The organism is Streptomyces sp. AB3(2024), from assembly GCF_041862025.1.
Lineage (GTDB): Bacteria > Actinomycetota > Actinomycetes > Streptomycetales > Streptomycetaceae > Streptomyces.
This window is the reverse complement of sequence record NZ_JBGWAB010000034.1, coordinates 12,464-34,032: the sequence shown is the minus strand read 5'-3', so window position 1 is coordinate 34,032 and position 21,569 is coordinate 12,464. Positions and strand designations below refer to the sequence as shown.

Below are 21,569 nucleotides of genomic sequence, written 5' to 3'. Positions count from 1 at the left end.
CCGGTGCGGAGGCCCCGGACGGCGTCCGCGCCGGGAATGTCGGTGGGGAGCCATAGGATCGGGGCGTGGCAGATTCAGCATCGAAGAAGACCGACCAGCCGACCGCAGCGGACCGCCCCCGCCTGATGCTCATGGACGGGCACTCCCTGGCGTACCGGGCGTTCTTCGCGCTGCCCGCGGAGAACTTCACGACCGCGACGGGCCAGCCGACCAACGCCATCTACGGCTTCGCGTCGATGCTGGCGAACACGCTGCGCGACGAGGCGCCCACCCACTTCGCGGTGGCGTTCGACGTGTCCCGCAAGACGTGGCGCTCGACGGAGTTCCCCGAGTACAAGGCGAACCGTTCCAAGACCCCCGACGAGTTCAAGGGGCAGGTCGAGCTGATCGGCGAGCTGCTCGACGCGATGAAGGTGCCGCGGTTCGCGGTCGACGGCTTCGAGGCCGACGACGTGATCGCCACGCTCGCGACCCAGGCCGAGGCCGCGGGCTTCGACGTGCTGATCGTCACCGGCGACCGGGACTCCTTCCAGCTGGTGTCCGAGCGCACCACCGTGCTCTACCCGACCAAGGGCGTCTCCGAGCTGACCCGCTTCACCCCGGAGAAGGTCGAGGAGAAGTACGGCCTCACCCCGCAGCAGTACCCGGACTTCGCGGCGCTGCGCGGCGACCCGTCCGACAACCTGCCCGGCATCCCGGGCGTCGGCGAGAAGACCGCCGCGAAGTGGATCACCCAGTTCGGGTCGTTCGCGGAGCTGGTCGAGCGCGCCGACGAGGTCAAGGGCAAGGCCGGGCAGAACTTCCGGGACCACCTGGAGGCCGTGAAGCTCAACCGGGTCCTGACCGAGATGGTCAAGGACGTGGAGCTGCCCAAGACCCCCGTCGACCTGAAGCGCGCCCCCTACGACCGGTCCGCGGTCACCGGGGTGCTGGACGTGCTGGAGATCCGCAACGCCTCGCTGCGCGAGCGGCTGCTGGCCGTGGACCCGGGCGCGGCCGAGGAGGAGGCGCCCGCTCCGGCGGCCGCCGTCGAGCTGGACGCGTCCGTGCTGGGCGCCGGTGAGCTCGCGCCGTGGCTCGCGGCCCACGCGGACGGCCCCCTCGGCGTCTCCACCGTCGACAGCTGGGGCCTGGGCCAGGGCAACGTCTCCGAGATCGCGCTGGCCGCGGCCGGCGGGGCGGCGGCCTGGTTCGACCCGTCCGCCCTGGACGAGGCCGACGAGAAGGCCTTCGCCGCCTGGGCCGCCGACGCGGACCGCCCCAAGGTCGTGCACAACGCCAAGGGCCTGATGCGGGTCTTCCCGGAGCACGGCTGGACCCTGGCCGGGGTCACCATGGACACCGCGCTCGCCGCGTACCTGGTCAAGCCGGGCCGGCGGTCCTTCGCGCTGGACGTGCTGTCCGTCGAGTACCTGGGCCGCGAGCTCCAGCCCCCGGCCGCCGACGGCCAGCTGGCCTTCGGCGCCGATGAGACCGCCGAGGCCGACGCCCTGATGGCGCAGGCCCGCGCCGTCCTCGACCTCGGTGACGCCTTCACCGCGAAGCTGCCCGAGGTCGGCGCGGTCGAGCTGCTCCACGAGATGGAGCTGCCCACCTCCGTGCTGCTGGCCCGGCTGGAGCGGGCGGGCATCGCCGCCGACCGCGACCACCTGGAGGGCATGGAGCAGCAGTTCGCCGCGGCCGTGCAGCAGGCGGTCAAGGAGGCGCACGCGACGGTGGGCCACGAGTTCAACCTCGGCTCGCCCAAGCAGCTGCAGGAGGTGTTCTTCGGCGAGCTGGACCTGCCGAAGACGAAGAAGACGAAGACCGGCTACACGACGGACGCGGACGCACTCGCCTGGCTGGCCACGCAGACCGACCACGAACTCCCGGTGATCATGCTCCGGCACCGGGAGCAGGCCAAGCTGCGCGTCACCGTGGAGGGCCTGGTCAAGGCGATCGCCGCCGACGGCCGGGTGCACACCAGCTTCAGCCAGACCGTCGCCGCGACCGGCCGGCTCTCCTCCACCGACCCCAACCTGCAGAACGTACCGGTGCGCACCGACGAGGGCCGCGCCATCCGCCGCGGCTTCGTCGTCGGCGAGGGCTACGAGTCGCTGATGACGGCCGACTACAGCCAGATCGAGCTGCGCGTCATGGCCCACCTCTCCGAGGACGAGGGCCTCATCGAGGCGTTCCTGTCCGGCGAGGACCTGCACACCACCGTCGCCTCCCAGGTGTTCGGGGTGGAGCGCTCCGCCGTCGACGCCGAGATGCGCCGCAAGATCAAGGCCATGTCCTACGGTCTGGCGTACGGGCTGTCCGCCTTCGGCCTCGCCCAGCAGCTGAACATCGAGCCCGCCGAGGCGCGCGGTCTGATGGACACCTTCTTCGAGCGGTTCGGCGGGGTGCGCGAGTACCTCCAGCGCGTGGTGGACGAGGCCCGGGCGACCGGGTACACGGCGACCGTGTTCGGGCGCCGCCGCTACCTGCCCGACCTCAACAGCGACAACCGCCAGCGCCGCGAGGCCGCCGAGCGGATGGCGCTCAACGCCCCCATCCAGGGCACCGCCGCCGACATCGTCAAGGTCGCCATGCTGCGCGTGGACAAGGCCCTCGCCGAGGCCGGGCTGACCTCGCGGATGCTGCTCCAGGTCCACGACGAAATCGTGCTGGAGATCGCCCCCGGCGAGCGCGAGCGGGTCGAGGAGCTGGTGCGCCGCGAGATGGCCGCCGCCGTCGAACTGCGGGCCCCGCTCGACGTGTCCGTGGGCGTCGGCACGGACTGGGAGTCCGCCGCGCACTGACCCCGTCGTGGCCGCGTCGGCGCCCGTCCCCGCCTGGTCCGTCTAGGTGGTGGGGACGGGCGTCCGCGCGTCCGGGCCGGTGCGGTCGCCGTCCTCCCGGCCGCGGCCGCGGTCGCGGTGGCGGTCGCGGCGCTGCAGGAGGCGGACGAGGACCCCGTAGAGCAGCAGTCCGACGGCCAGGCCGCCGCCCGCGCCGAAGCAGACGGTCGGGATGATGTCGAGCGGGGTGCGGATGCGGTCGAAGAACGTGAAGAAGCGCAGCACCCGCAGCGTGACCCCCGCCGCCGCGCACACGGCCACCAGCGCGGACGCCCACAGCGTCACCGCGCGGCCGAGCACCGGCACCGACGGAGGCACGGGTGCGTCCGGCAGCCGGCGCAGCGCGGTCGCGGTGAACCAGAGCAGGACGACGGCGGCGATCGCCGAAGTGCCGTACTGGACGAAGGAGTAGAGGGGCAGGCCGAAGGCGAAGGGTTCGCCCAGCCGCGGCAGCGCGTTCGTCCCCCAGCGGTCCGGGTGCGTGAAGCTGTCCCACACCACGTGGGTGAGCGAGCCGGTCACCGCCGACAGGTAGAACCACAGCGCCAGCGCGGTCGGTCGGCGCTCCCGCCAGGACGCGCCGCGTACGAACGCGTACGTCCTGCCCCGCCAGGCCCGCGGCAGCAGCGCCACCAGCGGCTCGCGCAACAGGAGCCAGCACCCGGCGAGGACGGCCGTCAGGGCGGCGTCCACGGTGAGCACGCCCGGCAGCGAATGCGCGAACGTGCCGTAGCCCATGAGGCCCTGGACGACGGCGTCCGCGAAGAAGAAGGTGTCCGGCGCGAAGGACCCCAGCACCAGGGCGGAGGCGACGAGCGGCCCCCGGGCCCGGCCGGTCCGGCGGATGGCCGGAAGTACCGCGGCCGCATGGCTGAGAGTGAACGGCATGACGCGTCTCCTGGTCCCGGTCGTCGGGACAGTATGCGTGACCTGGGCAGGGACGTGGGGATCCGGTGAATTTCCGGGCCGCATTGCGTGCCGTGTGCAGAGAGTTGACGTAGGGTCACGCGGACGTCTAGGGGAGGGGTCCCGCTCATGTCGGCACGAATAGTCGGACGCGGACTGCGCAGGGGCGCGGCCGCCGCTCTGGTCTCGGCACTGGTCGCCGCCGCGATGACGGCCTCGCAGGGCCCGGCCGCCGGGCTCGCGGACCGGCTGGCCGCTGCCGGGGAGGCCGCCGGCGCGCAGTCCGTTCCGGCGGCGGGCGGCTCGGGCGGCTCCGGGGGCGACTCTTCCTACTTCACCGAACTCCCGCCGCTGGTCAGCCCGCAGCCCCCGGCCGTGCTGCTGCCGGAGGGCGAGCAGGCGGCAGTGCGGCCGACTCCCGATCCGGCGCCCGACTCCGCGGCCGGTCCGGTGTCCTTGCAGGCCGTGGTGCAGGTGGGGTCGGAGGGTGCGCAGGGGATCCCCGCGAGCGTGCTCGCCGCGTACCGGCGGGCCGAGCAGAAGCTGGGGGAGAGCGACCCCGGCTGCGGGCTGCGCTGGCAGCTGCTCGCCGCGATCGGCAAGGTCGAGTCGGGCCAGGCGCGCGGCGGGCAGGTCGACGCCGCCGGAACCACGCTGCGGCCCATCCTGGGACCCGTGCTCGACGGCAACGGCTTCGCGAACATCTCCGACACGGACGGCGGGGCCTACGACGGCGACGCCCGGTACGACCGGGCCGTCGGACCGATGCAGTTCATCCCGTCCACCTGGGCCGCCTGGGGACAGGATGCGAACGGCGACGGCCGGCGCGACCCGAACAACGTCCACGACGCGGCCCTGGCGGCCGGCCGCTACCTCTGCGCGGGCGACCGCGACCTGCGGACCGGGGCGGGCCTGGACCGGGCGGTGCTCTCCTACAACCAGTCCGGGGAGTACCTGAGGACGGTGCGGTCCTGGTACGCGTACTACCTCCGGGGCACGCACGAGGTCCCGGACGCGGGCGGTACGGGCGCGGGCACCGGCACCGGCGGCGGTACGGGTGCGGGCACCGGTGCGGGGCAGCCGGCCGGCCCGACGCAGACCCCCGCCCCGACCCGGACCCCGACGCCGACCCCGACCCCGACCCCGACGCCGACCCCGACTCCCGTGCCGACCCCCACGCCGAAGCCGAGCCCGACGCCCACCCCGAAGCCGGACCCGACGCCGGACCCGACGCCGACCCCGAAGCCGGACCCGACGCCCACCCCCACCCCGACGCCCACGTCGACCCCGACACCGACGCGGACCCCCAGCCCCACCCCCACCCCCTCCACGACCGCCTCCCCCAGCGCCAAGCCCACCGCGTCCGCCCCGCCCGCGGTGAGCCCCGCCCCCGCCTCCACGCGGACCCCGTAGCACCCCCCGCTCCGGCGCCGGCGGGGACCCGCGCGCACGGCCCGCCCGTTCGCGCAGGTCCCCGGCGGTTCTCATCTCGCCCCCGCGTTGCTACGGTACGCCTCCCTGACGCCCCATCAGATATCGGAGGCCCCGGCATGCGCGCACTCGTCGCCGCCGCCATCGGGCTGGCCGCCGCGCTGGCCCTCGTCCTCGCCGTCACGGCGTTCGGGGCGCCGGAGGGCAAGACCTCCCCCAAGCCCCTGCTCACCACCGCGCCCGCCGCGCCCGGAAAGTAGAGGAGGCCGGCCGTGCGACGCAGAGCGAGTCTCGTCCTGCTTGCCCTCGCCGTGTTCTGCGCAGCCCTCGCACCGCTGCTGCGCTGGTACGCGTACCCCAGGCTCGCCAAGATCCCGCCGGGCCAGTACCAGGAGATGGTCCTGGAGGCCAAGGACGCGACCCTCCTCGACTACGCGGGCGGCATGCAGCCGAAGAAGGTCGACAAGGTCACCATCGTCCAGACCCTCAAGGGCAACGTCGAGGCGTCCCGGGAGGTCGAGGCCGACGCGGGCAAGGACGTCGTCGTCTGGGACACCCTGACCTACATCATCGGGCCGGACGGCAAGATGGTCTCCCGGATCCCCGAGCGCTACCTCTTCGACGCCCACACCCAGGACCCGGTGCACGCCACCGGCGAGATGGTCGACGGGGACCCGGTCAAACGCGAGGGCATCGAGTTCAAGTGGCCGTTCTTCACCGAACCCCGCGACTACCTCTACTTCGACGCGCAGACCCGCACCTCCTCCCCGATCCACTACGTCGGACCGCGCACCTACCGGGGCATGGAGGTCTACTACTTCGAGCAGACCGTCCCCTGGACCAAGGTGCCCATGCCGAAGAAGATGCCCATCGAGGGCATCGACCCGGCGACGATCGAGCAGACCACCGGCACCACCCTCTGGTACACGGTCAAGGCCCGCTTCTGGGTCGACCCCGTCACCGGCGCCCCCGTCAACGCCGAGCAGGACATCCAGCAGGAGATGCGCGGCGGCATCGCGGCGAGCGCCCCCGACGGCAGGCTCACCGCCTTCGCCGGGCACGTCACGATCCGGCCCGACTACGCGAAGTACACCTTCGACCTGGTCGCCTCGAACCGTACGAAGGTCCTCGCGCTCCACACGTACGCCCCGGCCGGCCTCGCGGCGGCCGGCCTCGCGCTGCTCGCGGCCGCCCTCTGGCTGGAGGCCCGCGGCCGCCGCGGGGCGGACGGGGTCAGCGCCTGAGCCGGGCGTTGGTGTGCCGGGTCGGCTCCGCGGTCGCCGGGTCCTCGGGCCACGGGTGCTTGGGGTAGCGGCCGCGCAGCTCGGCGCGGACCGCCCGGTAGCCGCCCTGCCAGAAGGAGGCCAGGTCGGCCGTGACGGCGGCCGGCCGCCCGGCGGGCGACAGCAGGTGGACCAGGACCGGCACCCCGGCCACGCGCGGGGTCTCGGCCAGCCCGAACAGCTCCTGGAGCTTGACCGCGAGGACGGGCTGCTCGGCCGCGTAGTCCACGCGGATCCGGGAACCGCTGGGCACCTCGATCCGCTCCGGGGCCAGCTCGTCGAGCCGGGCGGCCTCGCCGGTGGCCCACGGCAGCAGCCGGTTCAGGGCCTGGCCCGCGTCGATCCGGGCCAGGTCGGCGCGGCGGCGGGCCCGCGACAGCTCCGGCTCCAGCCAGTCGTCGGCCCGCTCCAGCAGTGCCGCGTCCTCCGCCACGTCGGGCCAGGCGCCGCCCAGGGTGCGGTGCAGGAACCCGAGACGGGCCCGCAGCCCTTGCGCGTCCGCGGACCAGCGCAGCAGCCCGAGACCCTCGGCACGCAGCCCGTCCAGCAGGGCGGCCCGGACCGCTGCCGGGTCGGGGTCGCGCAGCGGGCGCGAGGCCAGCTCGATCGCACCGAGCCGGGTGACGCGGCGGGCCACGAGGTCCCCGTCCTCCCAGTGCACCTCCTCGCCCCCGGTCCGCAGGTGGGCCGCGGCGGCCAGGGCGGTGTCCTCGCCGATGACGGCGGCGAGGCGGACGCGGGCGGAAGCGGAGTGCGGGGCCCGGTCGGCGACGGCGACGGCCAGCCAGGGCGCGCTGCGCAGCCCGGACCCCTCGCCGGTCTCGGCCCCGGTCCCGGAGGCCATGAGGAACCCGCCGCCCCCCTTGGCCTTCGCCACCCGCTCGGGGAACGCGAGCGCGGCCACGAGCCCGGCGGCGGAGTCATCGGGCTCGGCCCCGCCACCGGGGCTCCGCCCCGGACCCCGCTCCTCGGACGCCGCGGGGGCCGGATTCCGGCCGCCGCCGCCCGTCGCCCCGCCGGGGGACGCCGCGCGCTCCAGCCGGCGGACCTCCGCGCGCCAGCGCCCCGCGTAGGCGTCGCCGCCGCGCCGCGCCGACCGCCAGGCGGCGGCGAGGTCGTCCCCGTACTCCCGCGGCGGTTCCTCGCTCAGCAGCGCCACCAGCTCCGCGGCCCGCCGCGCCCCCATTGCCTCCGTACCGTCCAGCAGTGCCCGCGCCAGCCGCGGATGCAGCCCCAGCCGGGCCATCCGCAGTCCCCGAGGGGCCGGCCGGCCCGCGGGGTCGACCGCGCCGACGACCGACAGCACCTCCCGCGCGGCGGCCATGGCCCCGGCCGGCGGCGGGTCCAGCAGGGCCAGCCCGGAGGCGTCCGGGTCGCCCCAGCAGGCGGCCTGGAGCGCGAACGCCGCCAGGTCCGCGGTGCGGATCTCGGGGGAGGGGAAGGAGGGCAGCCGCGCGTCCTCCGCCTCGGCCCAGCAGCGGTACACCGTTCCCGGCGCCTCCCGCCCGGCCCGCCCGGCCCGCTGCCGGCCCGCGGCGCGGGACGCCCGTACGGTGGCCAGCGCGCCCAGGCCCCGCGCGTGGTCCACACGGGGTTCGCGGGCGAGTCCGGAATCCACGACCACCCGTACGCCGGGCACGGTCAGGCTCGACTCCGCGACGGCGGTCGCCAGGATCACCCGGCGGTGCGCCGCCGGGGTCAGCGCCGCGTCCTGGACTGCGGCCGCCGCCCGGCCGTGCACCTGGAGCACCTCCGCCCCCACCGCTCCCAGCTGCCCGGCGACCCGGGCCAGCTCGCCCACGCCGGGCAGGAAGCACAGGACGTCGCCGGAACGTTCCGCCAGAGCCCGCCGGACCACCGACGCCACGTGCGCCAGCTGCGCAGGGTCCACCCGCATCCCGTGCGGGGGCCGCACCGGCCGGGCCGGCGGCGCCCACACGGTCTCCACCGGGTACGAGACGGCCGCGGCCTCGACCACCGGCGCCGGGGCCCCGTCCGCGCCGCCGAGCAGCCGGGCCCAGCCCGCCGCGTCGGTGGTCGCCGAGGCCGCCACCAGCCGCAGCTCAGGGCGCAGGGTCTCGCGTACGTCGAGGAGGAAGGCGGCGGCGGTGTCGGCGTCCAGGTGCCGCTCGTGGCACTCGTCCAGGACCACCACGTCCACGCCGGGCAGCTCCTGGTCCCGCTGGAGCCGCTGGAGCAGGACGCCGGTGGTGACCACCTCCACGCGGGTCGAGGGCCCCACGACCCGCTCCCCGCGCACGGTGAAGCCCACCGAGGCGCCCGGCTGCTCGCCCAGCAGCCACGCCATCCGCCGCGCGGCGGCGCGGGCGGCGATCCGCCGGGGCTCGGCCACCAGCACCCGGCGCGCCGGGCCGCCCCCCACCAGCCCCGCGAGCACCAGGGGCACCAGCGTGGTCTTCCCGGTGCCGGGCGGGGCGCACAGCACCGCCGTGCCCCGGTCCTCCAGGGCCGAGGCCAGCGCGGGCAGGGCCTCCCGTACGGGCAGGGAGTCGAGGGCGGCGCTGCGGATCATGTCAGTCGCGCTCGCAGACGAAGATCGCGGTTCCCGGGATCAGGTTGCCGCGCAGCGGGGACCAGCCGCCCCACTCCTGGGTGTTCCACGCGGGCCACTCGGGCTCCACCAGGTCCAGCAGGCGGAACCCGCCCGCGACCACGTCCCGGACCCGGTCGCCGAGGGTGCGGTGGTGCTCGACGTAGACGGCGCGCCCCTGCTCGTCCTGTTCGACGTACGGGGTCCGGTCGAAGTAGGAGGCGGCGACGGAGAGGCCCTCCGGGCCGGGCTCGTCGGGGAAGGCCCAGCGCAGCGGGTGGGTGACGGAGAAGACCCAGCGGCCGCCGGGGCGCAGCACGCGGTGGACCTCGCGCATCACGTTCACCGGGTCGGCGACGAAGGGGACGGCCCCGTAGGCCGAGCAGGCCAGGTCGAAGGATCCGTCGCGGAAGGGCAGCCGGCCGGCGTCGGCCTCGACGAGCGGGACGTCGCCGCCGATGCGCAGGGCGTGCTGGAGCTGGCGGTGCGAGAGGTCCAGGGCCACGGGCCGCGCGCCCCGGGCGGCGAGCCAGCGCGAGCACTGGGCGGCCCCGGCGCCGATCTCCAGGACGTCCTTGTCCTTGAGGGAGGCGGCGGGCCCCAGCAGGGCGGCCTGCTCCTCGTCGAGCCCCTCCGGACCCCAGACGAAGCGGTCGTCGCCGAGGAAGGCGCCGTGCTCGTTCTGGTAGTCGTCGGCGTTGCTGTCCCACCAGCCACGGCTCGCCCGGCTGCTCTCCGCTTCCCCGGCGTCACGCCGGGTGGCCTCGGCGTCGTCCCCGCCGGCACCGCCGGCGTCGGATGCGTCTTCGGGGGCGTAGTCCTCTTGGTTCATGGGGCCCGTCGTCGTAGTCTGCGGATGGGTTCTGGATTGCTCACCGGGGCGTTCCCGCCCACGAATTGTGCCGGTTATGCGGCGATCTGCCTGTGGTGTGCGCCTTCGCGCATTGACCCTGTCCGGCTGCCCCCGTATGCTACAAGTTGCGCTGCGAGCCTGTGCTCCTCAGACCTAGCAGGCTGCGCTTGTATCTGTTGATGTCCCCTCGGTTTTCGAGGCCCTCCCCCTGTGGGAATCCGGGCTTCTTTGGCTGTCCGGCTTCTTCGGCAGATGCCGATAAGGGCTCCCGGCGTAGCAGTACCTACGACTTTCTGTCCGTAACCGGAGCCCTTTCCCACATGACGAGCAGCACCGAGACCACCGCCACCACCCCTCCGCAGGTAGCGGTCAACGACATCGGCGACGCGGACGCGTTCCTCGCGGCGATCGACGAGACGATCAAGTACTTCAACGACGGCGACATCGTCGACGGCGTCATCGTCAAGGTGGACCGGGACGAGGTTCTCCTCGACATCGGTTACAAGACGGAAGGCGTGATCCCGAGCCGCGAGCTCTCGATCAAGCACGACGTCGACCCGAACGAGGTCGTCAAGGTTGGCGACGAGATCGAGGCCCTGGTTCTCCAGAAGGAGGACAAGGAAGGCCGTCTGATCCTGTCCAAGAAGCGCGCCCAGTACGAGCGCGCCTGGGGCACGATCGAGAAGATCAAGGAAGAAGACGGCATCGTCACCGGTACCGTCATCGAGGTCGTCAAGGGTGGTCTCATCCTCGACATCGGCCTCCGTGGCTTCCTGCCGGCCTCCCTCGTCGAGATGCGTCGCGTCCGCGACCTCCAGCCCTACGTGGGCAAGGAGCTCGAGGCGAAGATCATCGAGCTGGACAAGAACCGCAACAACGTGGTCCTGTCCCGCCGTGCCTGGCTCGAGCAGACCCAGTCCGAGGTTCGCCAGACGTTCCTCACCACCCTGCAGAAGGGTCAGGTCCGCTCCGGCGTCGTTTCCTCGATCGTCAACTTCGGTGCCTTCGTGGACCTGGGCGGCGTCGACGGTCTCGTGCACGTCTCCGAGCTGTCCTGGAAGCACATCGACCACCCGTCCGAGGTTGTCGAGGTCGGCCAGGAAGTCACCGTCGAGGTCCTCGACGTCGACATGGACCGCGAGCGCGTCTCCCTGTCGCTGAAGGCGACGCAGGAAGACCCGTGGCAGCAGTTCGCCCGGACCCACCAGATCGGTCAGGTCGTCCCGGGTAAGGTCACCAAGCTGGTTCCGTTCGGTGCGTTCGTCCGCGTGGACGAGGGCATCGAGGGTCTGGTCCACATCTCCGAGCTGGCCGAGCGCCACGTGGAGATCCCGGAGCAGGTCGTCCAGGTCAACGACGAGATCTTCGTCAAGGTCATCGACATCGACCTTGAGCGTCGCCGGATCTCGCTGTCGCTGAAGCAGGCCAACGAGTCCTTCGGTGCCGACCCGGCGTCGGTCGAGTTCGACCCGACCCTGTACGGCATGGCCGCGTCCTACGACGACCAGGGCAACTACATCTACCCCGAGGGCTTCGACCCCGAGACCAACGACTGGCTCGAGGGCTTCGACACCCAGCGCGAGACGTGGGAGCGCCAGTACGCCGAGGCGCAGGTCCGCTTCGAGCAGCACCAGGCGCAGGTCATCAAGAGCCGCGAGGCCGACGAGGCCGCTGCTGCCGAGGGCGCTGCCGCCCCGGCCGCCGGTGGCAACGCCGGTGGCGGCGCCAGCCTCTCCGGTGGTTCGTACTCCTCCGAGGGTGCGGACGAGACCTCCGGCGCCCTGGCGTCGGACGAGGCCCTGGCCGCGCTCCGCGAGAAGCTGGCCGGCGGCCAGAGCTGATCGCAGTGCAGCACGGGCATCGCGCCACGGCGTGAGCTGAGCTGAAAGACGAGGCCCGTCCCCTCCGGGGGGCGGGCCTCGTCGCGTCGTTCTTCCTGTGAATGCCGCCAACTGGGGAATGGCAGGGCCCCCTTGGACGTTGGCACCGGAGAACACGGCGCGAGGGAGGAGTGGTGAGGGTGCTTGATCCACAGGGTCTGTACGAATGGGACGCCAAGGGCCTGGCGGTGGCCGACCTGGCGCTCGCCCAGGACTCGGCCGGGCTGGTCATGCTCTACCACTTCGAGGGGTACATCGACGCGGGCGAGGCCGGCGAGCAGATCGTCGAGCGGCTCCTGGAGACCCTGCCGCACCAGGTGGTGGCCCGTTTCGACGCGGACCGGCTGGTGGACTACCGGGCCCGGCGACCGCTGCTGACCTTCAAGCGCGACCACTGGACGGAATTCGAGGAGCCCCGGCTGGAGGTCCGCCTCGTCCAGGACGCCACCGGAGCGCCCTTCCTGCTGCTCTCCGGTCCCGAGCCGGACGTGGAGTGGGAGCGCTTCGCCGTCGCCGTCCGTCAGATCGTCGAGCGGCTCGGAGTCCGGCTCTCGGTCAACTTCCACGGCATCCCCATGGGCGTCCCGCACACCCGACCCGTCGGCATCACCCCGCACGGCAACCGGACCGACCTGATGCCCGGCCACCGCAGCCCCTTCGACGAGGCGCAGGTGCCCGGCAGCGCCGAGTCGCTGGTGGAGTTCCGCCTCGGCCAGTCCGGGCACGACGTGCTGGGCGTCGCCGCCCACGTACCGCACTACGTCGCCCGCTCCGCGTACCCGGACGCCGCGCTCACCGCGCTGGAGGCGATCACCGCGGCGACCGGGCTGGTCCTGCCGGCCGTCGCGCACGCCCTGCGCACCGAGGCGCACCGCACGCAGACCGAGATCGACCGGCAGATCCGTGAGGGCGACGAGGAGCTCGTCAGCCTGGTTCAGGGCCTGGAGCACCAGTACGACGCCGCGGCCGGGGCCGAAAGCCGGGGGAACATGATCGCCGAACCCGCCGAGATCCCGTCGGCGGACGAGATCGGTCGCGAGTTCGAGCGCTTCCTCGCCGAGCGCGAGGGCGAGGCGTAGGCGGAGGGACGCGGCGCAGGCGGGGCGGGCGGTCGTGGGGGGGCCTGGTCTTCGCGGGCCGGCGGGGCCTAGGGTGCGGAGCATGCTGAAAGTGGGCCTGACGGGCGGAATCGGCGCCGGCAAGAGCGAGGTCTCGCGGCTGCTGGCGGGGTACGGGGCGGTCGTCGTGGACGCCGACCGGATCGCACGGGAGGTCGTGGAGCCCGGCACCCCCGGGCTCGCGGCCGTGGTACGGGCCTTCGGGGAGGGCGTGCTGACCGCCGCCGGGGCGCTCGACCGGCCCGCGCTCGGCGCCGTCGTCTTCGCCGACCAGGAGCGCCTCCGGACGCTGAACGCGATCGTCCACCCGCTGGTCGGGGCCCGGTCCGCCGAGCTGGAACGGGCCGCGGGGCCCGACGCGATCGTGGTGCACGACGTACCGCTGCTCGCGGAGAACGGCCTCGCGCCCCTGTACGACCTCGTCGTGGTCGTGGACGCCGCCCCCGCGACCCGGCTGGCGCGGCTCACCGCGTTGCGCGGCATGACCGAGGAGGAGGCGCGGGCCAGGATGGCGGCGCAGGCCACGCGGGAACAGCGGCTGGCGGTGGCCACGGTGGTCATCGACAACGACGGGCCGCTGGAGGCGCTGGAGCCGCAGGTGCGCGCCGTGTGGAAGGAACTCGTGGCGCGGGCGGCGGAGTCCGCGGCCCCGCAGTCCCCCGCCGGGGACTGAGTCCGCCCGGTCGGCCGGCGGTGTGGAACGGACGCGGCGGCGGGGGGCGTTGAACGCGCCCCCGGAGGGAAGGAAAGACATCGTGTCCGATACCCCGCCCCCGCCGCCCCAGCAGCCGCCCGCCCCGGGCTCGGGCCCGCCGGAGACCAGTCCCGAGACCCACGTCATCGACTACCGGGCCGCCGAGCGGCTGCTCGCCGCCCGCGACCCGCGCGGCGCGCTCCGGCTCCTCGACTCCGTGATAGCCGCCCACCCCGAGAACACCGCGGCCCGGCTGCTGCGCGCCCGGGCCTTCTTCGCATCGGCGCAGCTGCGTTCGGCGGAGCGGGAGTTCGCGCTGGTGCTGGAGCGCGAGCCGGACAACGCCTTCGCCCACTTCGCGCTCGCCCGGACCCACGAGCGGTCCGGGCGGCACGAGCAGGCGCGGCGCCACTTCCGGCTCGCCGCCGCCCTCGACCCGCAGCCCGAGTACCTGGCCGCGGCCCGTTTCGAGAAGTGACTCAGGGGCGGCGGCGGGGAGGCTCGTACGGGGGCACGTCCGGGCCCGGCTGGTAGTGCGGCCCCTGGTGGATGTGCCGGACCACGACGGCCATGTCCACCGCCGCGACCAGCACGAGGACCGCGCACGCCGCCGCCCACCCGGGAAGGCCGGCCATCGAGAACACGGCCGCCCCGGCGGCTCCCCACAGCAGCCCCCACAGACTCAGCCAGAGCCGCAGGCGCAGCGGGCTGCGGGCGGTCACCGGCTCGTTTCCGGTACGCATGGACATCGCCTCACGTCCATGGTCCCACCGGCGGGGAGCAGGTGTCCGGGGTCAGGGGCCGGGGGGTCGGGGATCGAGCTTGTTCACGGCCGTGGTGGTCGTCTTCCCGAAGGCGGGTACGGGGGCGTCGGCCAGGTGCCCCATCTGCCCCCACAGCACGACGGTCACCGTGGAACCGCCCCGTCCGCCCCGTCGCCCCGTCCGCCCCGTCCGCCCGTCACCCGAGGGTGTCCGCGCAGGTCAGCGGCGGTTGTCAGAGGGCCCGCCTAGACTCGACGGCAGTGGATCCGCCATGACCGGGCGGGGCCGGACACCCGGGAGGGGGCGCCGTGAGCACGCCGCAGACCATGCCGCAGCAGTACCGGCAGGGGCCGCCGCCCGCACCCCCGTCGCCCCTGCTCCGCCGGGCCGCCGTGTTCCTTCCCGCCGCCGTCCCCCGTGAGGGCCGGGTGGCCTTCTGGTGCCCCGAAGGGGATCCGCTGCCCGAGACCGGTGCCCCCGGCCCGCTCCAGGTGGTCCGGCCGCACGGCGCGGGGGTGCGTACCCGTACCGTGCCCGCCGTGACCCTGTCCGTGGCCGAAGCCCTGCCCGTGCTCGTCGGGGCGCCCCACAGCCCCGCCGCGCATCCCGCCACCCGTGCCTGGGGCACCGCCGCGCGGCTCGCGCTGTCCCTCACCGCGCGCGGCCGCCTGCTGCCGGGGCTCACCCCCGACGGGGTCGACGCCTGGCGGGCCGGGCCGCTCGACGCCGAGGACGTCGCGTACCTGCGCGCCGTCGCGGCCGCCCTCCCCCACGAGGCGTACGCCACCCCGCTCGCCGGCCGCCGCCCGCTGACGCTGCCCGAACCGGAGGCCCTGCTCCGGGCGTTCCTCGACGCCGTGGCCGACACCCTGCCCCGTACCCCGGCCGCGCCGTTCGCCGCCGGGCGGCCGTTCGCCGCGCGGGAGCCGCAGCGGGTGCCGGGGATACGGGAGTGGGCCACGCAGGTCGCGGCCGGCGCCGATGCGGGGGTGGGCATCTCGCTGCGGCTCGACCTGTCCTCCTTCCGTCTGTTCGACGAGGCCGAGCCGCAGGACGTGCGCCGCGCCGGAGCCGCCGTCGTCCAGGTGCACAGCCTCGCCGACCCGACCCTGGTGACCGATGCCGGGCCGCTGTGGGCCGGGGTGGCCGCCGCCGGATTCGGCCCCCGCGCCCGGATCGACGCCGTGCTCGCGCTGCGCCGGGCCGCCCGGGTCTGGCCGCCGCTGCTGCGCCTGCTCGACCAGCCCGTACCCGACGCCCTGGCCCTGTCCGACCCGGAGCTCGAAGACCTGCTGGGCGTCGCCGCGTCCCGCCTCGCGGCGGCCGGAGTGACGGTCCACTGGCCGCGCGAGCTGGCCCGTACGCTCTCGGCGACCGCCGTCGTACGGTCCACCGCGCCCGGTTCCGCCACCGACGGCACCGCCTTCTTCGACGCGGCGGGGCTGTTCGCCTTCTCCTGGGAGCTGGCCCTGGGCGGGGACCGGCTCACCCCGGGCGAGATGGACGCCCTCGCGCAGGCGCACCGGCCCGTGGTCCGGCTGCGCGACCGGTGGGTCCGGGTCGATCCGGAACTGGTGCGCAAGGCGCGCAAGCGGGAGCTGGGTCTGCTGGACCCGGTGGAGGCGCTGGCCGCCGTGCTGAGCGGGTCCGCCGAGGTCGACGGGGAGAGCGTGCCGGCCGTTCCGGTCGGGGCGCTCGCCGCGCTGCGCGAGCGACTGACCGGGGAGCTCGCGCCCATTGCCCCGCCCGAGGGGTTGCGGGCGACGTTGCGGGACTACCAGCTGCGGGGTCTGGCCTGGCTGGACCTGATGACCTCGCTCGGGCTGGGCGGCTGTCTCGCCGATGACATGGGTCTGGGCAAGACGGTCACGCTGATCGCCCTGCACCTGCACCGGGCGCGGCCCGAGCCGACCCTGGTGGTCTGCCCGGCGTCCCTGCTGGGCAACTGGCAGCGGGAGATCGAGAAGTTCGCGCCGGGGACGCCGGTGCGCCGTTTCCACGGCGCGGGCCGCAGCCTGGACGGGCCGGCCGGCGGCTTCGTGCTCACCACCTACGCCACCATGCGCGCCGCGGCCGCCCAGCTGGCCGGGCAGCGCTGGGGCATGGTCGTCGCCGACGAGGCACAGCACGTCAAGAACCCGCACTCGGCGACCGCGAAGGCGCTGCGGACCATCCCGGCGCCGGCCCGCGTGGCCCTGACGGGCACCCCGGTCGAGAACAACCTCTCGGAGCTGTGGGCCCTGCTCGACTGGACCACCCCGGGCCTGCTGGGCCCGCTCACCACCTTCCGGGCCCGCCACGCCCGCCCGGTGGAGCACCAGCAGGAGGAGGACGGGGGCAACGAGGCGGCGGTCGCCCGGCTGGCGGCGCTGGTGCGGCCGTTCCTGTTGCGCCGCAAGAAGTCCGATCCGGGGATCGCCCCCGAACTGCCGCCCAAGACCGAGACGGACCACCCGGTGTCCCTGACCCGGGAGCAGGCCTCGCTCTACCGGGCGGCGGTGGAGGAGGCGATGGCGGTGATCGGGTCGAGCGAGGGCATGGAACGGCGCGGCATGATCATGAAGCTGCTCGCCTCGCTCAAGCAGATCTGCAACCACCCCGCCCAGTACCTGAAGGAGGATCCGCCCCGGATCCCGCACCGCTCGGGCAAGCTCGCCCTGCTCGACGAGCTCCTCGACACGATCCTGGCCGAGGACGGCTCGGTCCTGGTCTTCACCCAGTACGTGACCATGGCCCGGATCCTGGAGAAGCACCTCGCCGACCGGGGCGTCCCCTGCCGGCTCCTGCACGGCGGCACCCCCGTTGCCCGCCGCGAGGAACTGGTCGACCTCTTCCAGTCCGGCGAGGTCCCCGTCTTCCTGCTCTCCCTCAAAGCCGCCGGCACCGGCCTCAACCTCACCCGCGCCGGACACGTCGTCCACTACGACCGCTGGTGGAACCCCGCCGTCGAGGAACAGGCCACCGACCGCGCCTACCGCATCGGCCAGACCCAGCCCGTCCAGGTCCACCGGATCATCGCCGAGGGCACCGTCGAGGACCGCATCGCCGAGATGCTGGAGGCCAAGCGGGCCCTGGCCGACGCCGTGCTGGGCTCCGGCGAGTCGGCGCTGACCGAGTTGACCGACCGGGAGCTGGCCGATCTCGTATCCCTGCGGAGGCCGGCGTGATCACCGCGCGCGACGACCGCCGCCGCACCTTCGAGACGGTGCCCGCGGGCCTGGAGGCGATCACCTGGTGGGGCCGTGCCTGGGTGGCCGCCCTGGAGGAGCGCGCGCACGACGCCGCCCGGCTCGCGCGGGGCCGTGAGTACGCCGCCGAGGGCCACGTCGACGCGGTCACGGTCACCCCGGGCCGGATCGTGGCGTACGTGCGGGGCAGCCGGGCCCGCCCGTACCGTACCGAGCTGTCGCTGGACGCCTTCACCGACACCGAGTGGGCCGAGGTCCTGGAGGAGGTGGCGGCGGACCCGACAGCCCTGGGAGCCCTGCTGGAGCGAGAGGTCCCGCAGTCCCTCGCGGGGACGGTCCTGCCCGGCGCGGGCGAGCTCGTCGTGCGCTGCTCCTGCCCGGACGTGGGGCGGCCACCCTGCAAGCACGCCGCGGCCCTCTGCTATCGGGCGGCTCGGCTGCTGGACGCGGACCCCTTCGTCCTGCTGCTCCTGCGCGGCCGCGGGGAGCGCGAGCTCCTGGAGGAGCTGGCCCGGCGCAACGCGGCCCACGCCGCCCGCGAACAGCCCGACGCCGCACCGGACTTCCCCGGTGTCCCCGCCCGCGCGGCGGTGGCCCGTACCGTCCTGCCCCCGCTGCCCGCCCCGCTCGCCGCGCCCGCCGCCGTCGGCCTGCCGCCCGCCTACCCGGCGGATCCGGCCGCCCCGGACCCGCTGGCCCTGGACCAGCTCGCCACCGACGCCGCCGCCCGTGCCCTCGTCCTGCTCGGCACCGGAGCCGACCCGACCGGCGGGCTCACGCAGTGGCAGGACGCCGTCCGGCTGGCCTCCGCGCATCCCACGGCCGGCCTCACCGGCGCCGCCCGCACCCTGTACCGGGACCTGGCCCGGGCCACCGGCCGCACCAGCACCGACCTGGCCCGCGCCGCCGCGGCCTGGTGCCAGGGCGGCCTGTCGGCGCTGACCGTCCTCGACGAGCCCTGGGACCCCCCGGCCGGCCCCTTCGACCGGGCCCGGCCCGCCCTCCTCGCCGCCGGGCAGGGCTCCTTCCGCCCCGACCGCAACCGGCTCACCTGCGGCACCCACCAGCTCCGCCTGAGCCGTGAGGGCCTCTGGTACGGCTATGAGTCCCGCCCCGGCGGCGACGACTGGTGGCCCACCCCCGCCCCCGCCTCCACGGACCCCCTCACGGCCCTGCCCCGGTGACGGCCGCGGCCCACGTCGACAGGGCCGTGAAGTCGCGCTCGCGCAGGCCGTGGCGGGGGTGGACGCGCAGCAGCAGGGCCGGGGACGGATGGTGGGCGGCCACCCACGCCCGGTCCTCCGGGGTGATCATGTCGTCGACCCAGGCGAAGGGCCGGCCGGCCGCCCAGTCCAGGAGGGGCCGGGTCTTCCAGAAGAGCCCGTCCGGGTCCCGGGCGAAGAGTTCCGGCCACTCGATGACCGGAAGATCGTCGGGAAGGCCTATGCGCGGGGCGATCAGGGTGTTGGCCTGGTGCGTCCAGGCCGTGGCCCAGGCGAGGTCGAAGGGCAGGGCCAGCAGCCGGGCCCCATGGGTGGGGTGGAGACGGACCCGCAGGCCGCGCCGGGCACGGCGGGACTCCGGGTCGCGGTAGGAGAGCCAGACGTCAGGGCGCATGCGGTGGCTCGCGTACCCGCGCAGGGTGGCGAAGGGGTCGCGGAAGGGGTTGAGGGGGCCGTCCACGTCCAGGAGCAGCAACGGTCGTTCCTTCATGAAATAGGCACTACCCAGTACACGATGGAGTGAAATACCTACCGGCTCTATAACCCGAATGGGTTCACGGCGTTGTTTCCGGTGTGGGCGAGATGCCCCGAACCCCTCCGGAAAGCAGGAAATCTGATGCGTCACAGTCGTCGGAATGGCTTGATCGCGGCGATGGTCGCGGGCGGTGGACTGGCGGTCGCGGGGGTGGGCGCCCTCGCCCACGCCGACGCGGACGCGGGCGGGCGTGCCGAGCGCTCGCCGGGCCTCCTCTCGGGGAACCTGGTGCAGTTGCCCGTGCACGTCCCCGTGAACGTGTGCGGGAACACCGTGAGCGTCGTCGGGATGCTCAATTCCGCGAGCGGCAACCGCTGTGCCAACGGATCCGCGGGCGAGGCGAATCCGCGGCCGCGGCCCGCCGGTCCGGCCTCCTCCACACAGGGGGCGGCGACATCGGCGTCCGGCAACGCGGGAGGCGCGGTCGCCGACGGGCGCGGAAAGGATTCCCCGGGACTGCTCTCCGGCAACGGCCTCCAGCTCCCCGTCGACCTGCCGCTCAACATCAGCGGCAACTCGGTGAGCGTGGTCGGGGTCGGCAACGCCTCCCAGGGGAACACCTCCGTCAACGGCCAGCAGCCCCCGACCGGCGGCAAGCCGGCCCAGCCGCCCGCCGCGGTGCGGCCCGTCACCCCACCCGCCCCGCCGGCCGCGCCCGCCCCGGCCGTACCCCCGCGCCACACCTCGGCCCTGGCCCACACGGGCTCCGAGGGCCTCGGCTACCTGCTGCCCGGCAGCGGCGTCCTGCTGCTCGGCGGGGTCGTGCTCTACCGCCGGTTCCGTCTGAACTGAGCCGGTTCCGCCGACCCGATGGGGGTCAGGCGTCCACGGGCTGCCAGGCCGGGCCGTCCCCGTCCTGGCGGACGTGTCCGAACACCACGTCGGCGAAGTGGACGCCGAAGCCGATCGTGTCGGGCCGCGCCAGCTCCTCGACGAGACGCCGGCGGTGACCGGCGGTCAGGACGGGGTCGTGGTCGAAGGCCGAGGACCACTCCGGGTGGTCGATCTGGATCGGCGAGTGCACGGCGTCGCCGAAGGCGATCAGGCGACGCCCGCCCCCGGTGATGACGTACTCGGCGTGCCCGACGGTGTGGCCCGGGGTGATCCGGACGTGGACGCCGGGGAAGATCTCCTGCCGGTCCGTGATCGTGCGGACCTGTGGCGCCATGGCCGCCACCTGCTCGCTCGTGCCCTGGGCCTCCAGCAGGTCGCGCCGCTCCCACTCCGGCCCGGAGACCAGGAGGTCGGCGTGGGCGAACAGGAGCCGGTCGCCGTCGGGGGCGGGAAGGGACGCCCAGCCGAGGTGGTCGACGTGCAGGTGGGTGAAGGCCACCGCTTCGACGTCCTGCGGACGGCGGCCGAGTTCGGCCAGGTGCTGCGGGAGGGCGCCCCCGTGGATCACGGCGAGGGGGCCGTCCGGGGCCTGGTACGTCCGTGGGCCGAAGCCCGCGTCGATCAGGAGGGCCCGGTCGCCGTGCTCCACGAGCAGGCTGCCGATGCTCGCCACGAGGTGGCCTTCGGCGTCCAGGTACTCCGGGTGCGCGGCCCACACCTCGTCGGTGGTGTCCTGGAGCAGTGGCAGCGGCCGGAGCCGCACATCGCCGTCAGGGACGTACGTCACCTTCGTGTCGCCGAGCCGTATCGAGCGGATCCCCGCCGGCCGGCTCCGTCGCCCGTCCCGGGCGTCCCGAGTCACCTGATTCGCCTGAGCCGCCTGAGCCACTTGATTCACCTGAGTCACCGTCGCATCGGCCACGGGGCATCTCCTTTGAACGCGCGTCAGCCCGCCGCGGTCCGTCCCGCGGCGACGGCGCCCACCATAAGCATCAAGCTCAAATCATTCAAGCTGTAAACATTCAAGCTTGACGGGTTTGATAGGGTGGCGGCATGACGACGTCACCCGATCCACAGCCCATCGCCGAGCGACAGCTGTGCGGTCTGGTGAACGGACTGGCCCAGCGGATCACCGACCACGTACGGGCGCGCGCCGCCACCCTGGGCCTCACCGCGGCCCAGGCGACCGCGCTGCGCGAGATGACCGGGCCGATGACCATGCGGGAGCTCGCCGAACGCATGACCTGCGAGCCCTCCAACACCACCTTCGTCGTCGACAAGCTGGAGAAGCAGGGCCTGGTCGAGCGCCATCCGCACCCCACCGACCGCCGCGCCAAACATCTCGTCCTCACGGCCGAGGGCGCCGCGCTGCGGACGCGCCTGCTCGAACTCCTCGTCGTGGACTCCCCGCTGTCCGGGCTCACCGACCAGGAGAAGCGGGTCCTGCACCAACTGCTTGAGCAGGCCGTCACCTTGCCGTGAAC

18 protein-coding genes are annotated in these 21,569 nt (G+C 74.2%); 12 read left to right on the top strand and 6 right to left on the bottom strand.

The window, feature by feature from the left end; translation table 11 throughout:
• The first annotated feature begins 65 nt into the window (after positions 1–65).
• Positions 66–2,786 (top strand): DNA polymerase I, encoded by a 2,721-nt coding sequence (gene polA / locus ACEPPI_RS16360; protein WP_373915953.1) that lies wholly within the window; start codon positions 66–68, stop codon positions 2,784–2,786.
• Between the two features lie 42 nt (positions 2,787–2,828).
• Here polA and ACEPPI_RS16355 read toward each other — a convergent pair whose 3' ends face one another.
• Positions 2,829–3,713, bottom strand: a complete 885-nt coding sequence (locus ACEPPI_RS16355; protein ID WP_373915952.1) for a DUF4184 family protein — start codon at positions 3,711–3,713, stop codon at positions 2,829–2,831.
• 147 nt (positions 3,714–3,860) lie between these two features.
• On the opposite strand from ACEPPI_RS16355, the gene ACEPPI_RS16350 reads away from it, so the two are divergent.
• The 3 genes from ACEPPI_RS16350 (at position 3,861) to ACEPPI_RS16340 (ending at position 6,406) form a co-directional block, all read left to right on the top strand.
• Positions 3,861–5,144: a lytic transglycosylase domain-containing protein gene (locus ACEPPI_RS16350; protein ID WP_373915951.1), complete on the top strand. Its 1,284-nt coding sequence runs from the start codon at positions 3,861–3,863 to the stop codon at positions 5,142–5,144.
• 137 nt (positions 5,145–5,281) lie between these two features.
• Positions 5,282–5,422: an SPW_0924 family protein gene (locus ACEPPI_RS16345; RefSeq protein ID WP_106979781.1), complete on the top strand. Its 141-nt coding sequence runs from the start codon at positions 5,282–5,284 to the stop codon at positions 5,420–5,422.
• A gap of 12 nt (positions 5,423–5,434) precedes the next feature.
• Positions 5,435–6,406 (top strand): DUF3068 domain-containing protein, encoded by a 972-nt coding sequence (locus ACEPPI_RS16340; RefSeq protein WP_373915950.1) that lies wholly within the window; start codon positions 5,435–5,437, stop codon positions 6,404–6,406.
• On the opposite strand, the gene hrpB is transcribed toward ACEPPI_RS16340, so the two are convergent.
• Both hrpB and ACEPPI_RS16330 read right to left on the bottom strand, forming a co-directional pair.
• Positions 6,396–8,978, bottom strand: a complete 2,583-nt coding sequence (hrpB, locus tag ACEPPI_RS16335) for an ATP-dependent helicase HrpB (RefSeq protein WP_373915949.1) — start codon at positions 8,976–8,978, stop codon at positions 6,396–6,398. The two genes, ACEPPI_RS16340 and hrpB, sit on opposite strands and share 11 nt — an antisense overlap.
• 1 nt (position 8,979) lies before the next feature.
• A complete protein-coding gene (locus ACEPPI_RS16330) occupies positions 8,980–9,828 on the bottom strand; it encodes a class I SAM-dependent methyltransferase (protein WP_373915948.1) in 849 nt (282 codons plus the stop codon).
• Positions 9,829–10,169: 341 nt separating this feature from the next.
• On the opposite strand from ACEPPI_RS16330, the gene rpsA reads away from it, so the two are divergent.
• The 4 genes from rpsA (at position 10,170) to ACEPPI_RS16310 (ending at position 14,019) form a co-directional block, all read left to right on the top strand.
• Positions 10,170–11,690 (top strand): 30S ribosomal protein S1, encoded by a 1,521-nt coding sequence (gene rpsA / locus ACEPPI_RS16325; RefSeq protein WP_373915946.1) that lies wholly within the window; start codon positions 10,170–10,172, stop codon positions 11,688–11,690.
• A 179-nt stretch (positions 11,691–11,869) separates the two neighbouring features.
• A complete protein-coding gene (locus tag ACEPPI_RS16320; RefSeq protein ID WP_373915945.1) occupies positions 11,870–12,808 on the top strand; it encodes a PAC2 family protein in 939 nt (312 codons plus the stop codon).
• An 82-nt stretch (positions 12,809–12,890) separates the two neighbouring features.
• Positions 12,891–13,520 carry a dephospho-CoA kinase gene (coaE, locus tag ACEPPI_RS16315; RefSeq protein WP_373915944.1) on the top strand — a complete coding sequence of 210 codons (630 nt, stop codon included), beginning with the start codon at positions 12,891–12,893 and terminating at the stop codon, positions 13,518–13,520.
• A 166-nt stretch (positions 13,521–13,686) separates the two neighbouring features.
• The gene (locus ACEPPI_RS16310; RefSeq protein ID WP_371681308.1) at positions 13,687–14,019 is read left to right on the top strand and encodes a tetratricopeptide repeat protein; all 333 of its coding nucleotides are present in this window, start codon (positions 13,687–13,689) and stop codon (positions 14,017–14,019) included.
• A gap of 1 nt (position 14,020) precedes the next feature.
• Here ACEPPI_RS16310 and ACEPPI_RS16305 read toward each other — a convergent pair whose 3' ends face one another.
• Complete coding sequence (locus ACEPPI_RS16305; RefSeq protein WP_373915943.1) at positions 14,021–14,284, bottom strand: DUF6343 family protein; 264 nt, start codon at positions 14,282–14,284, stop codon at positions 14,021–14,023.
• 347 nt (positions 14,285–14,631) lie between these two features.
• Between ACEPPI_RS16305 and ACEPPI_RS16300 the strand changes: the two genes are divergently transcribed.
• Positions 14,632–17,472, top strand: coding sequence for an SNF2-related protein (locus ACEPPI_RS16300; RefSeq protein ID WP_373915970.1), 2,841 nt, complete (start codon positions 14,632–14,634; stop codon positions 17,470–17,472).
• Positions 17,469–18,677 carry an SWIM zinc finger family protein gene (locus tag ACEPPI_RS16295; protein WP_373915942.1) on the top strand — a complete coding sequence of 403 codons (1,209 nt, stop codon included), beginning with the start codon at positions 17,469–17,471 and terminating at the stop codon, positions 18,675–18,677. Before ACEPPI_RS16300 ends, ACEPPI_RS16295 begins: the two co-directional genes overlap by 4 nt.
• Here the strand turns inward: ACEPPI_RS16295 and ACEPPI_RS16290 are convergent.
• Positions 18,658–19,206 carry a hypothetical protein gene (locus tag ACEPPI_RS16290; protein ID WP_373915941.1) on the bottom strand — a complete coding sequence of 183 codons (549 nt, stop codon included), beginning with the start codon at positions 19,204–19,206 and terminating at the stop codon, positions 18,658–18,660. The two genes, ACEPPI_RS16295 and ACEPPI_RS16290, sit on opposite strands and share 20 nt — an antisense overlap.
• Before the next feature lie 126 nt (positions 19,207–19,332).
• Here ACEPPI_RS16290 and ACEPPI_RS16285 point away from each other — a divergent pair, with 126 nt between their 5' ends.
• Positions 19,333–20,043 carry a chaplin gene (locus tag ACEPPI_RS16285; protein ID WP_373915940.1) on the top strand — a complete coding sequence of 237 codons (711 nt, stop codon included), beginning with the start codon at positions 19,333–19,335 and terminating at the stop codon, positions 20,041–20,043.
• Positions 20,044–20,068: 25 nt separating this feature from the next.
• Here the strand turns inward: ACEPPI_RS16285 and ACEPPI_RS16280 are convergent, their stop codons facing one another.
• Positions 20,069–20,872, bottom strand: coding sequence for an MBL fold metallo-hydrolase (locus ACEPPI_RS16280; RefSeq protein WP_373915939.1), 804 nt, complete (start codon positions 20,870–20,872; stop codon positions 20,069–20,071).
• A 266-nt stretch (positions 20,873–21,138) separates the two neighbouring features.
• Between ACEPPI_RS16280 and ACEPPI_RS16275 the strand changes: the two genes are divergently transcribed.
• Positions 21,139–21,567, top strand: a complete 429-nt coding sequence (locus tag ACEPPI_RS16275) for a MarR family winged helix-turn-helix transcriptional regulator (RefSeq protein WP_373915938.1) — start codon at positions 21,139–21,141, stop codon at positions 21,565–21,567.
• Positions 21,568–21,569 lie beyond the last annotated feature (2 nt).

Coding starts and splice junctions, on each gene's coding strand:
- ACEPPI_RS16305 (WP_373915943.1), bottom strand. CDS start 14,284: ATGCGTACCGGAAACGAGCCGGTGACCGCCCGCAGCCCGCTGCGCCTG.
- ACEPPI_RS16285 (WP_373915940.1), top strand. CDS start 19,333: ATGCGTCACAGTCGTCGGAATGGCTTGATCGCGGCGATGGTCGCGGGC.
- ACEPPI_RS16350 (WP_373915951.1), top strand. CDS start 3,861: ATGTCGGCACGAATAGTCGGACGCGGACTGCGCAGGGGCGCGGCCGCC.
- ACEPPI_RS16330 (WP_373915948.1), bottom strand. CDS start 9,828: ATGAACCAAGAGGACTACGCCCCCGAAGACGCATCCGACGCCGGCGGT.
- ACEPPI_RS16300 (WP_373915970.1), top strand. CDS start 14,632: ATGCCGCAGCAGTACCGGCAGGGGCCGCCGCCCGCACCCCCGTCGCCC.
- ACEPPI_RS16345 (WP_106979781.1), top strand. CDS start 5,282: ATGCGCGCACTCGTCGCCGCCGCCATCGGGCTGGCCGCCGCGCTGGCC.
- ACEPPI_RS16355 (WP_373915952.1), bottom strand. CDS start 3,713: ATGCCGTTCACTCTCAGCCATGCGGCCGCGGTACTTCCGGCCATCCGC.
- ACEPPI_RS16275 (WP_373915938.1), top strand. CDS start 21,139: ATGACGACGTCACCCGATCCACAGCCCATCGCCGAGCGACAGCTGTGC.
- hrpB (WP_373915949.1), bottom strand. CDS start 8,978: ATGATCCGCAGCGCCGCCCTCGACTCCCTGCCCGTACGGGAGGCCCTG.
- ACEPPI_RS16290 (WP_373915941.1), bottom strand. CDS start 19,206: ATGAAGGAACGACCGTTGCTGCTCCTGGACGTGGACGGCCCCCTCAAC.
- coaE (WP_373915944.1), top strand. CDS start 12,891: ATGCTGAAAGTGGGCCTGACGGGCGGAATCGGCGCCGGCAAGAGCGAG.
- rpsA (WP_373915946.1), top strand. CDS start 10,170: ATGACGAGCAGCACCGAGACCACCGCCACCACCCCTCCGCAGGTAGCG.